9 protein-coding genes and 1 pseudogene are annotated in these 13,363 nt (G+C 38.8%); 3 read left to right on the top strand and 7 right to left on the bottom strand.

Features of this window, described 5'->3' with window-relative positions; genetic code table 11:
* Positions 1–416: 416 nt before the first annotated feature.
* From trmFO to AB6M99_RS04360, 3 genes are all read right to left on the bottom strand, one after another.
* Positions 417–1,757 carry a methylenetetrahydrofolate--tRNA-(uracil(54)-C(5))-methyltransferase (FADH(2)-oxidizing) TrmFO gene (gene trmFO, locus AB6M99_RS04370; RefSeq protein WP_369351130.1) on the bottom strand — a complete coding sequence of 447 codons (1,341 nt, stop codon included), beginning with the start codon at positions 1,755–1,757 and terminating at the stop codon, positions 417–419.
* A gap of 155 nt (positions 1,758–1,912) precedes the next feature.
* Positions 1,913–2,425: a GNAT family N-acetyltransferase gene (locus AB6M99_RS04365; RefSeq protein ID WP_121834383.1), complete on the bottom strand. Its 513-nt coding sequence runs from the start codon at positions 2,423–2,425 to the stop codon at positions 1,913–1,915.
* Between the two features lie 651 nt (positions 2,426–3,076).
* Positions 3,077–3,487 (bottom strand): peptide deformylase, encoded by a 411-nt coding sequence (locus AB6M99_RS04360; protein ID WP_121834382.1) that lies wholly within the window; start codon positions 3,485–3,487, stop codon positions 3,077–3,079.
* Positions 3,488–3,600: 113 nt separating this feature from the next.
* Between AB6M99_RS04360 and AB6M99_RS04355 the strand changes: the two are divergent.
* Positions 3,601–4,519: pseudogene (locus AB6M99_RS04355) on the top strand (glycosyltransferase family 2 protein).
* Positions 4,520–7,399: a YfhO family protein gene (locus tag AB6M99_RS04350; RefSeq protein ID WP_121834380.1), complete on the top strand. Its 2,880-nt coding sequence runs from the start codon at positions 4,520–4,522 to the stop codon at positions 7,397–7,399.
* Positions 7,400–7,683: 284 nt separating this feature from the next.
* On the opposite strand, the gene AB6M99_RS04345 is transcribed toward AB6M99_RS04350, so the two are convergent.
* From AB6M99_RS04345 to AB6M99_RS04335, 3 genes are all read right to left on the bottom strand, one after another.
* Entirely contained in the window at positions 7,684–8,418 is a 735-nt protein-coding gene (locus tag AB6M99_RS04345; protein WP_121834379.1) for an amino acid ABC transporter ATP-binding protein, read from the bottom strand.
* A gap of 1 nt (position 8,419) precedes the next feature.
* Positions 8,420–9,100 carry an amino acid ABC transporter permease gene (locus AB6M99_RS04340; protein ID WP_121834378.1) on the bottom strand — a complete coding sequence of 227 codons (681 nt, stop codon included), beginning with the start codon at positions 9,098–9,100 and terminating at the stop codon, positions 8,420–8,422.
* 580 nt (positions 9,101–9,680) lie between these two features.
* Positions 9,681–9,911, bottom strand: a complete 231-nt coding sequence (locus tag AB6M99_RS04335; protein WP_121834377.1) for a DUF1797 family protein — start codon at positions 9,909–9,911, stop codon at positions 9,681–9,683.
* Positions 9,912–10,252: 341 nt separating this feature from the next.
* Here AB6M99_RS04335 and AB6M99_RS04330 point away from each other — a divergent pair, with 341 nt between their 5' ends.
* Entirely contained in the window at positions 10,253–12,517 is a 2,265-nt protein-coding gene (locus AB6M99_RS04330; RefSeq protein ID WP_121834376.1) for an ATP-dependent Clp protease ATP-binding subunit, read from the top strand.
* A 68-nt stretch (positions 12,518–12,585) separates the two neighbouring features.
* On the opposite strand, the gene AB6M99_RS04325 is transcribed toward AB6M99_RS04330, so the two are convergent.
* Positions 12,586–13,356, bottom strand: a complete 771-nt coding sequence (locus tag AB6M99_RS04325; protein WP_121834375.1) for a MurR/RpiR family transcriptional regulator — start codon at positions 13,354–13,356, stop codon at positions 12,586–12,588.
* Positions 13,357–13,363 lie beyond the last annotated feature (7 nt).

Genomic DNA, 13,363 nt, shown 5'->3' with positions numbered 1-13,363 from the left:
GAAAAATCAACACTTTTCTGTAAATTCACAAAAGTTTATTTATTGTATATTTTTTTGTATTTTAAGAATAAAACATCTTTTAAAACTTATATTTGTTATTTTTATAACCATAACTATGGGAAGGTAAACGAAAAAGAAATTTCAAAAAGTCTTGTCATTATTCCATTTTTAAATAATCACAGCAATCTTCTAGCACTTTTCATAATGGAAAACTGATTGTTCAAAAAGTACCTAAATGAACAAAAAATATTCATCTAAAATCATTTTAAGAGTTTTTAATATTACCATTATTGTTCTTATTTTGTATTGGCACTCTCTATTTATTTCTATCTTATTTAGAAATTACCCTGTTAGCTTTAATAAAAATATTAGGTAACAAAAAAACGAGCTGACTTATCAACTCGAGTTTTCTTATCCTATAATGCAGCCAAATAACTTTCCAAATCTGCTAAAGCACGCTCAGCAATCGCTTCGTAACGTTCTTTCTTATCACGAATACGTGGTCCTTCAAGTTCTTTGATGATACCAAAGTTAACGTTCATCGGTTGGAAATGTTTGCTCTCTGTGTGCGTCACATAATATGGCAAACTTCCGATAGCAGTTGTGCGTGGGAAAACGACTTCTTCTTCACCTTTGAACAAACGCGCAGCATTGATTCCAGCGACTAAGCCAGAAGCTGCTGACTCCACATAGCCCTCTACACCTGTCATTTGCCCCGCAAAGAAGAGATTCGGGTTGGTGCGTGATTGGAAGGTTTGTGTCAAAAGATTTGGCGAATCCATATAAGAGTTGCGGTGCATGACACCATAACGAACAAATTCTGCATTTTCAAGACCTGGAATCATTTGGAAAACACGTTTTTGTTCTCCCCACTTAAGATGAGTTTGGAAACCAACGATATTATAAAGGCTACCGGCTGCATTGTCCTGACGGAGTTGAACGACTGCGTACGGCGTTTTAAAGTCACCGTCACGAGGGCCTTCATAATCTTCTGGGTATTCCAAACCAACTGGTTTCATAGGCCCATAAAGCATGGTTTTAATCCCACGTTTAGCCATCACTTCGATTGGCATACAACCTTCAAAGTATTTTTCTTTTTCAAAGGAATTAAGCGGAGCTTCTTCTGCATTAACCAAAGCCTCATGAAAGGCCATAAATTCTTCCTTGGTCATCGGACAGTTAAGGTAAGCTGCTTCGCCTTTATCATAACGTGACTTAAGGTAAACCTTTGTCATGTCAATCGTTGCTTTATCAATAATTGGTGCTGCGGCATCGTAAAAATAGAAACCATCACCACCATTTAATTCATGGATTTTTTCAGCTAGGGCATCTGAAGTCAACGGACCTGTCGCAATGACTGTGATGGCATCATTAGGAATTTCTGTAATCTCTCCACGAATGACTTCAATCAGAGGGTTATTTTCAATTTCCGCTGTAACAGCTTCAGCATAGCCCTCACGATCCACCGCCATCGCACCACCAGCTGGAACACGGTGCTCTTCACCATTACGCATGATGATTGAATCTAAGCGACGCATTTCTTCTTTCAAGAGCCCAACCGCATTGGTTAAACTATCCCCACGGAAAGAGTTTGAGCAGACCAATTCTGCAAAGTTTGTTGTTTTATGTTGTGGCGTTGGTTTGACCCCACGCATTTCATAGAGCTTGACAGGAATACCACGCTTGGCAATTTGATAAGCAGCTTCTGAGCCAGCAAGACCTGCTCCAATAACGTTAATATATGTTGCTTGAGACAATCACTAATACCTCAATCTTTCTAATTTGATACTGACTTATTATAACAAAAAAATCCCATTCTTACGATTCGGACACTTCATTAGATAGGGTTCTCATCAAATTTTTGATGATTTTTCACAATAGAATAAGTCCCATGCCTCAACATAGTAATACGCTACAAATTCGTTATCTCAAATACTTCTGTATGAATCCATTTATTATTAATTTGCAAATCATTTTCTATAATTTTACTAAATATAAACCCATTCTTCTCAAGCACTCTCTTAGAGGCAATATTATCTATTGCTGTTCCAGCAATAATTTTATTTAAACCATAACTATTGAATGCTCTATCTAAAACAATTTTAACTGCTTCACTTGCATAACCTAAATTAGTATAATGTTCTCCAATTCTATATCTAAGTTCAGCTGTTTTTTTATCATTACCATCAACAATTAAATTGATTCTTCCAACAATAACACCTTGAAAATCTCTTATAAGGTGCATATAAACTTCGTGATTATCTTGTTCCACCAACAATTCATTTGTCATTTCTTTAAAACTCAATAAATCAAAATAATTAATCGGTCTAGGAAGCAAATTCTGCTCAAAATACTTTTGATTCTCTTTTTCAAAAAAATAGATATCAATACTATTTTCTTTGGACATCAATTCTAAACTTATCATCTTAAATCATCTCTCATATTTAGCTAAATTCTAATTTATTTCACTCAATATTAGTATTATTGTATCATTTTTTCTATATCGACTTTCTGGTGGTATAGTGTTTTAGCTTTAAAATAGTAAACTCGTTTAAGATAAAATGTCTCAGTCACAATGAATTCCTCTTCAATATATGGTTGTTTTATAATATTTTATTGCTAGTATTTTCTGCAATCATTACGAGCGACGAAGTCGCCACAACTAGCACTTTCCGCAGTGGTGATCACACTAAAACTAATAAGTTTTAGTGTGTGGGGGTGAAATTGTCCAGTGGACAGTTTCAGCCTGAGCTTAGAAACCTGGGAGCGAATGAGACCTAGGCTTGCCAAGAAGGAATGGAACTCCGTTGGAGGGGAGGTTCTGACACTGACTTCGTCAGCTTCATTTCCCACCTCAAAAGGTCTCCCAGACCTTTTGAGCGCCCCACACCACATTAGGAGAAGTGCTAACAAAAATACTAAATAAAAACTAATTGACTTTACTTGACAATTGCCTATAAAATTAAAAAACACATCAACTTATTATCCTGTGTCTTTAACTCTTCTTCCCCTGTTTCTTCATGGAAACTAGTTTTTCTATATACTCATTTACCCCATGTTCCTCCATTACAAGCTGTTAAATCACAACACCTTCTAAATGGTCTAATTCGTGCTGTACAATTTGGGCTGGTAAGTCTCTCAACGTCAGCGTTTTCGCCATCCATTTTTCATCGCGGTAGCTAATGGTGATCTCTTTGTAACGCGTTGTCTGGCGGCTGCCAGTTAAGGATAAGCAGGACTCCTCTGTCTTATAAGCGCCAGCTTTTTCCAAAAGCACAGGATTAAACATCACCAAGTCCACAAAGCCCATACTGATAATAATGGCACGCTTTTTAACGCCAATCATGTTTGCTGCCATGCCCACACAAGCCTCACGGTGAAAAGCAAGGGTATCGCGCAAATCTTGTCCTAACGGCAAATCATCCTTTGTTGCTTCTAAAGATGGCTGCGCAAGAAAAAAAGTATCTGTAATAATCGGTTTTATCATGATAAACTCCCTTCTCTTCATTATATCATTATGTTCGGAAAACAGTTCATTTAAGGGTTTAGAATGTATTTATGATAAAATAATAGTGATACACGTGAAAGGAAGCTCTACTTTTGAAATTAACCGTACTTATTACCTTTCTAAATGAAGAAAAAATGTATGATACCACATCAAATCACAGACTATGAACTTCTCTACATTGATGATGGTTCGACAGATACGACGCTTTTATTGATGGAAAAAATGGCGGAGCAGGATACACATGTTCGCTATGTTAGCTTTAGCCGTAATTTTGGGCGCGAAGGCGGTATTTTAGCTGGTTTTCGCTATGCAACAGGTGATGCAGTACTTGTCATGGATGGTGACCTCCAGCACCCACCTAGTCTCATCCCAGAGTTTGTCAAAGCTTATGACGAAGGCTATGATATTGTCAGTGGCCAACGTGACCGTTCTGGAGAGGCCTTTGCCTCAACTTTATTTGCACGCGCCTTTTATAGCCTCTCCAACCATCTCATGGATGTCAAACTACAGGATGGAAAATCAGAGTTTCGCTTACTCAGCCGTAAAGCAGTTGACATCTTTACCTCACTCCCTGAATATAATCGCTTTAATAAGGGACTTTACGAATGGATTGGCTTCAAAGAAAAAGTCATCCCTTACCCAAATCATGTTCGAGAAGCTGGTAAAAGTAAATTTGGCTTTAGAAAATCGCTCAATTATGCCATGCAGGGTATTATCTCCTTTAATGATAAACCCTTGCGCTTCTGTGTCCAACTCGGTGCTGCTTCCACCAGCCTTGCCCTTATCTACCTTTTTTGGGAATTAGCTAAACAACTGTTGCACCCTGAATCTAGTGTGAGTGGTTATTTTACCACCATTGCAGCCATTATTCTTTTTGGCGGTGTCCAGCTCATTTCCATCGGAATTTTAGGGGAATACATTGGTAAAATTTATTATGAAGTCAAGCGCCGTCCTCATTATATCGTTAACAAATCAAATATTGACAGAGCAAATCAGGAGGGACAAGGATAAATGAATGAATTCCTAAACAAACATCAAAAAGGACTGACCTACCTAGCAAGTTTCAGTCTGCCCATCCTTATCATGCTCCTTGTTTGGGCAGCCAACGGCGCCTTTCCCTTTGGCAATAAAAGCCTGATGGCTGTTGATTTTGGTCAGCAATATATCGGATTTTATGCTTATCTTAAAGAAACGGTTCTCACAGGTGACTGGTCTGCCTTTCTCTATTCTTTTGAAAAATCCATTGGTGGTGAAATGATTGGGGTTTTAGGTTATTACCTAATGAGTCCCTTTAACATCTTTTACATTTTACTACCACTCAGTCAATTCAAATGGGCAGTCGTTATTACCATTGCCTTACGCTACGGCTTCATGGGACTAACCTTTAGTCACTTGCTTATCAAACGCTATCAAGCACTTCAGGGGCAGACCTGGTTGGTGCCTCTCATGGCAGCTTCTTATGCTCTCTCTGGTATGCTAGTCTCCTATCAGATGAATCCCATCTTTTATGATGCTATGATTATGCTTCCACTGGTTATTCTATATTTGGAAGAAACGTTAGATGGTGGCAAACCCTTTAAATATGCAATAACCCTTGCTCTTACAATGCTTTTGCAATTTTATATGGGCTACATGATTTGCCTTTTTGTCGCACTTTATGCTATTGCTTATATGTTACCAAAATGGGCAGAGCAGGGTACTATCAAAGAAAAAGCAAAGCAGTTTTTCTTTCCTCTCTTCAAAGTTGTTGGTTACTCTGTCCTTGCAGCGACATCAACCTTTGTCACCCTTTATCCGATTATCCTAAATCTCTTACGCAGTAAAGGAGCTTACAATGCTCCCATGCTCTTTGAATGGAAGCTACAAATCAACCCACTTGATATTCTAGCCAAACTAACCATCGGCGCCTTTGACAATGAGTCTTGGCCAGCTGGACCTAATTTGCCAAATATTTATGTTGGGGCTCTAGCACTCCTCGGATTCATCTATTTCTTCCGTTATGCTCAGGTGCATTGGACACGGAAAATTGGTTTTAGCTTTATCACAACCATCTTCTTCCTGTCATTTGTTCATGAATTTACCAGTAAAATCTGGCACATGGGGCAAAATCCTGCGGGATTCTTCTATCGTTTTTCTTGGATTTTCTCATTTTTCATGGTCTTGCTGGCTTATCAGGTTCTTAAAAATAGTCACAGAGTAAAATGGTATGATACCTTGATTGGTGCGGGACTAGCCAGCGCTAGCCTCTATTATGTTGCTACACACGATTTCTCCTTTCTTGAGGATAAGCAACTACCTGCTCTGACCGACTGGGTTGGAAAAAATACACTTACAGTGCTAGCACTCTTTAGCTTACTCTTTCTCCTTATTTCTTGTGCTTATTGGTTCAATAGCAAAGCACACTTCTGGCAAAAATCTCTTCACATCTTATTTGGTGCTGGATTTACAGTAGGGAGTTTCTTCCTTATCAGACAAGGTTATTTACTGACACAAGTCACCTTAACTGGTTTAACCTGGTTGTCAGCTCTGCTATTTTACACCTATAAACCCAAAAGTATCGGCCGCCTCGTCTTAGCTAGTATCACTATTTTTGAGCTTGGACTAAACGCCTATATTTCTCAATCAAGAATTGGCTATACCGACGCCTATAAGTTTAGCGATTTAGCTGTTAAATTGGATACTTTGGGAAATACCGTTGAAGAATTGTCAGATCAACCCTTTTATCGCATTGGAACAGACTTTTTCTACTCAAAAAACGATCCAGTTCTTGGTTCCTACAACAGTCTCAGCAATTTTTCTTCCAGCCTTGAACGCTCTACCATCAATTTGATGGCTTCTATGGGCGATATGGGAGGAAATGCTTCAACTTTCTATACCAATGGGACAATTCTGACTGACACCATCTTCGGTGTTCGCTACCATGTCGCCAGAAAACCTTACACCAATGAAGATGTTCAACAACATCCTAAATCACATTTCTTTAGTAAAACATCTGCCCGTAAAGACATTGCAAGCTATTACAACCTTATCAAGGAAGACGATACCTTCCTGTACTATGAAAATCCGAATGTGATTAGCCTAGCTTACGGAACAAATGACGTGACACATAATATCAAATTTGGGACTAACAATCCTGTCTCAAATCAAAATATTATCCTCAAATCAATGTCAGGGCAAGATTATGATTTCTTTGTTCATGCCGCTTTCAATGACATTAAGCTAGACAACCTTGAACTTGACAGCAGTAATGGGCAAAAGATTTATCGCCGCTTGGATAAAAATAAACCTGGAAAAATCTCATTTGCCTTTGTGCCACAGACAAATTGGACCTATTACTTCCAAGCGCCTTACTCTCTTCGTAAATCAATGGGCAAAATGAACATCATGCTCAATGGACAATGGTACAACTACACTCAAATGTTTGACCAAGTTCAACTCTGGCAAATTGCCCACCAAGAAGCCGGTAAACAAATCACTTTTGAGATTTCAACGTCATCTGAAGATGAAATTAACCTAACCAATTATTCCTTGGTTAGAGCAGATACCGAGGCTATCCAACAAGTGATGACAAATCGTCTAGCACAGAGTATGACTGTTGATAAAATGACCAATACTCAAATTGATGGTTCAGTCACCATTACAGACGATAGTACATTGATGATGACCAGCATTCCGTACAATCCGGGCTGGACAGTCACTGTTGATGGTAAAGAAGTCAAGACAACCGAAGCTTGGGGAAGTCTCCTTTCCTTCCCAATCACACAAGGAGAGCACAAAATTAAACTTATCTTTAAAGCACAGGGGCTGACAACTGGCACATTCATTTCCATCATATCTGTCCTCTCCCTCTTCTCCCTATTCTTAATAGATAAGAAGAAAACAAAAAATTAATACCAAAAAACCTCGCGATTTGCGAGGTTTTTATAATAGGGCGTAAAATCGTTACTCACCAATGTATTGTCAATTGTATCAACTGTAATACATCGTCACTTTCAGCTTGCCATACTTTTTGAGAGAAAGTCTGCTTTCCCCATTTCTAGATTCTCAAAAGTTCACTTGGACCTTTTGAGCTGTCTGCAACTCAGCCCTTTGTCTTAATGGCTTATAGTTAGTAATTTCTTAGTTTTGCTCTAAGAAATCTAGCTTGAAGCCATATAGTCATCACATAAATAATCTTACAATACCTTGCTCAAAAAATCTTTAGTACGAGCCTCTTGAGGATTTCCAAAAATGTCTTCAGGACTTCCTTGTTCTACAATAACACCACCATCCATGAAAATGACACGATCTGCAACTTCACGGGCAAAGCCCATTTCATGAGTGACGATAACCATTGTCATCCCTGATTTTGCCAAGTCCTGCATAACTGTCAGCACTTCACCAACCATTTCAGGATCAAGCGCAGAGGTCGGTTCATCAAATAATAAAACATCTGGATCCATTGCCAAACCACGTGCAATAGCAATACGTTGCTGTTGACCACCAGAAAGACTAGCTGGCATCGCGTCAGCCTTATCACGGAGCCCAACTTTATCAAGAAGGTCGTAGGCCTTTTGCTCAGCCACATCTTTACTGATTTTTTTTGTCTTAACTGGGGACAAAATGATGTTCTCAAGAACGGTCATATTTGGAAAGAGGTTAAATTGTTGGAAAACCATTCCCATTTTTTCACGCATTTTGAAAATATCATTTTTCTTATCTGTAATGTCAACACCTTCAAAGGTTACCGCCCCTTTGGTCGGTACTTCAAGTAAATTCATGGTGCGCAAAAAGGTTGATTTCCCTGAACCAGAAGGTCCAATAATCACAACAACTTCTCCTTGCTCAATATCAAGGTCAATGCCTTTTAAGACCTCATTTTTGCCAAAGTATTTATGCAAGTCTCTAATCGAAATAATACTTTCTGTCACGTTACTTTCCTCCATTCAAAGAGTTTTCATATTTTTTAAGAATTGCTGACAAGATTGTTGTCAAAATCAAATAATAAAAGGCAGCAAATAATTTTGGTTCAAATGGTAAATAGGTCGCTGTTTCAACAGACTGTGCACCGTTCCAAAGCTCCATGACACCAATCGTTTGCAAGAGTGAACTATCCTTGATGATCGTAATAAATTCATTTCCGAGCGCTGGTAAGATATTTTTAAGAGCCTGTGGCATAATGACATAACGATAGGCATTTAAAGGTTTGATGCCCAGCGAGTAAGCTGCCTCAAGCTGACCTTTTGAAACAGACTCAATCCCTGCCCTGATGGACTCAGAGATATAAGCTCCGCTATTGAGTGAAATGACCAAGATACCTGGAACCAAGCGGGACAAATCCATGTCTAAAACGCCGAAGGGGATGATTGGCAGGTTGCCAAAATGCATCACGGCAAAAGCAAGGGAAATCTGAACCACCATCGGCGTCCCACGGAAAATCCAGACATAGAAAGACACAATCCAATCCAAGACCTTGATGTTGCTACGCTTCGCAAGAGCAATCAACACACCGATGATCGACCCAAAGAAAACCACACAGGCTGAAATAATAATTGTGACAACAGCCCCATAATTAAAATAAGACCAATATTTAGCCAAAAATGAAAAATCCATACACATACCACGTTTTCCCAGAAAACAGTGACAAGGTTTAATCACTAAACATCTGCACTATCTTCTACGAAAACGTTATTTCCTTTCTTTAAACCTAAATTACTTTCTAAATCATTCTAGAAAATGAACATTTTATAGTTTATCAAAAATTGAATATTAATTCAATAAATTTTACCTTAATTTTACATTTAATTTCGCTTAAATTAATAAATATTTCTATATTATGCAAAAATTAAGAATACTATCAAATCATTTGGGGCTAGTCATAGCTCTTGTTTTTCAACACTTAACCTGAGAGGATATGAGGTGCTCAAAAAATCCTAGAAGAGTTTTTGAGGTTAGAAAAAGAGCTGTTAAAGGCACCGTTAACATTCTCTACAGGACTTCTTTTCTGTTTGCCGCGCCTAGCTATAGTTTCTAAGATAGGGCTGAGAGTGGACAGAAGCCAATTTTTCATAATCTTGACTTTCTTCGCTCTCCCATTTCTAAGTTCAAGATAATACTAATCCTTCCCATCACAAAAATACTTTTGAGATATCAATACCAAAAAACTCCCCATTCAGGAGAGTTTCGTCGTTAATTAGTACAGTAAATCGTAGATTTCCATCGCAATCAAGTCAATGCTATCAAACGTATAAGACTCACGCGCCGCAACATCACGTAATGTGAAAACTGGACCATTTTCAGGATCGTTAGCAAATGATACTTCTGCTACAACGACACCGTCACGCTCAAAATTACGCTTCAAAGTGCCTCCATCAGCCGCCATCATTTCAAGGCGATTAATAATTCTTACCAAATGTGATTCCATAATATATAATAACTCCTATTTCTATTTATCGTCTCTCTTATTTTATCATAAACACGGACAAATAAACAAGAAAAGATAATGAATTTCATAGAAAATGTAATAATTTGTTGATCTTTCTAAAGGAATCAGAGTAGCTTCAAACGGAAAAATAATAGTTTTAGCACTCTCTATCAAAGACTGCTAATTTTTCGTACTTTTTACTTGCATTGTTTGTTTAGAGTGCTATAATGAAATCATAAACATTGACCAAATTTGACCTTTAATCAAAGTTTGGTTCCTTATTTCCAAACGAAAGGAAAGTGAATAGTTGATTCTAAAACTATTCAACTTGGTACTTCATTATGCTATGTCAAAATTGTAACCTTAATGAATCTAGCATTCATCTCTATACTAATGTTAATGGCCAACAAAAAAAGGTTGACCTCTGCCAACATTGTTATCAAATCATGAAATCTGGTTCTGGGGAACCTGATATGTTCCTACACGGAGGTTCACTAAATCCCTTCTTAGAAGATTTCTTTGGTGACCTCAATAACTTCCGCGCCTTCAATCCTGATTTGCCAAATGCGCCAAAAACTCAATCTGGACGTTTTGGTGGCAATGGCGGAGCAGGTAATGGCGGTGGGAATCCTAATCGCCCTCAAGGTGCACGCCAACAAGCGCCTCAGCAGCCAAAAGGCCTTCTTGAGGAATTCGGTGTGAATGTGACTGACATTGCACGAAACGGAGACATTGATCCTGTTATTGGACGTGACGAAGAAATTGTCCGTGTGATCGAAATTCTAAACCGTCGTACCAAAAACAACCCTGTCCTTATCGGTGAGCCAGGGGTCGGTAAAACAGCCGTTGTCGAAGGCCTTGCTCAGAAAATCGTGGACGGTAACGTGCCACAAAAACTTCAAGGTAAACAAGTGATTCGCCTTGATGTCGTTAGCCTCGTTCAAGGGACTGGTATCCGTGGGCAATTTGAAGAACGCATGCAAAAATTGATGGAGGAAATCCGCAGTCGTAAGGATGTCATTCTCTTCATCGATGAAATTCATGAAATCGTTGGTGCTGGTTCTGCTGGTGATGGCAATATGGACGCTGGCAACATCTTGAAACCAGCCCTTGCTCGCGGGGAATTGCAAATGGTTGGTGCTACTACACTCAACGAGTACCGTATCATCGAAAAAGATGCTGCACTTGAACGCCGTATGCAACCTGTCAAAGTTGACGAACCTTCTGTTGAAGAAACCATCACCATCTTGCGTGGTATCCAACCAAAATATCAGGACTACCATCACGTCAAATATACCGATGATGCTATCGTTGCTGCAGCTGAATTATCAAACCGCTACATTCAAGACCGCTTCTTGCCTGATAAGGCAATTGACCTCTTGGACGAAGCTGGTTCAAAAATGAATTTAACCCTCAACTTTGTTGATCCTAAAGATATTGACAAACGTCTTGTGGAAGCTGAAAACCTCAAAGCTCAAGCAACACGCGATGAAGACTTTGAAAAAGCAGCCTACTTCCGTGATCAAATTGCTAAATACAAAGAAATGCAGCAGCAAACCATTACCGACCAAGATATGCCAGTCATCACTGAAAAACACATTGAGGCTATTATTGAGCAAAAAACCAATATCCCTGTCGGTGATTTGAAGGAGAAAGAACAAAGCCAGCTCATCAATCTTGCTAGTGATTTGAAATCACACGTTATCGGTCAAGACGATGCCGTTGATAAGATTGCCAAAGCCATTCGCCGTAACCGTGTTGGTCTCGGTTCACCAAACCGTCCAATCGGTAGCTTCCTCTTTGTCGGACCAACTGGGGTTGGTAAAACAGAACTTTCTAAGCAATTAGCAATTGAGCTCTTTGGCTCTGCAGACAGCATGATTCGCTTTGATATGTCTGAATACATGGAAAAACATGCCGTTGCGAAACTCGTAGGAGCCCCTCCAGGATATGTCGGTTATGAAGAAGCTGGACAACTCACTGAAAAAGTGCGCCGTAACCCTTATTCACTTATCCTTCTTGACGAAGTTGAAAAAGCTCACCCAGATGTCATGCACATGTTCTTACAAGTCCTTGATGATGGTCGCCTCACAGATGGTCAAGGACGTACGGTGAGCTTCAAGGATACCATTATCATCATGACCTCAAATGCTGGTACTGGTAAAGTCGAAGCTTCTGTTGGCTTTGGTGCTGCTCGAGAAGGCCGTACCAATTCCGTTCTTGGACAACTTGGAGACTTCTTCAGCCCAGAATTCATGAATCGCTTTGACGGTATCATCGAATTCTCTGCCCTCAGCAAAGAAAACCTCCTTTCTATCGTTGACCTCATGCTTGATAGTGTCAATGAACGCCTCAGCCACAACGGTCTCAGCCTTTCTGTAACAGATAAGGTCAAAGAAAAACTGGTTGACCTTGGCTACGATCCTAAGATGGGGGCACGTCCGCTGCGTCGCACCATTCAAGATCACATCGAAGATGCCATCACAGACTTCTATCTCGAAAACCCAACTGAAAAAGAATTCAAAGCTGTAATGAGTTCAAATGGTAATATTATCATTAAATCTGGTAAAAAAGTTGAAGTCGCTGAAACAGTGATTGAAGACTAAATATGGCTAAAAACGAACCCCTAATAATCTCAATTGAGACTACTAGGGGTTCGTTTTATTTAAAACAACTATCTGTTAAGTTGATGATTATACTCTTGAGCAATGATAGTCGCTACAAAATCAAGCTGACTGGGATGTTCAAAATGAGTTTGCTTTGAAGAAAACCTAATGCACTTATGCACAAAAGTTGGAGCACAAACATTTCCACCAGTTATCATCCAAATTTTAGGATGCCTTGCCTTCTTTAAAAATGGTTTAAGCGATGTGTAATCAAAAAATGAACCAGTAAATGAGAATAATATCACTAATTTATTTTCATCTGCTTCTAGTAAATAATCAATCTGCTCTTTAAATGATATATTAGTAAATATCTTTTTTCCATACATAAGTAAGTCACTTTGCAAAATCACCGCAGCAGTTTCTGCTTTCATTAAACCAAATGCAGCAACCTCCTTATAGTCATAGATATCTCGAACTAATTCATTGATGAGATTTTCAGAAAGAGAATCTGAAACCTGCTGAATACCATCAATTGTTTGTCCAGTATAAGCACGTTTTCTCTCAGCAAAATCTCCATTACTCGCTTCCGGACCTTTTTTTAAATTTGCTTGGGTCAAGAGCATTTTTAATTCTGAAAAACTATCTAGTCCTATATCTCTACAAAAACGAGAAATAGATGAGCTAGACACATTACATTCTTCAGCAAATTGTTGAATGCCAATATTCTTCATATCATCTAAGTTGTCCAGTATGTAAGAAGCAATAATACTATTTGTGGAACCACTCTTCTCGCTAGCTAGTAATCCTAAAAATACAACAGGTATTTTTCCGTAAATCATTTTATTC

The organism is Streptococcus hillyeri, assembly GCF_041081565.1.
Lineage (GTDB): Bacteria > Bacillota > Bacilli > Lactobacillales > Streptococcaceae > Streptococcus > Streptococcus hillyeri.
Note: the sequence above shows the minus strand (reverse complement) of the source record. Positions and strands in the feature narration are given on the sequence as shown.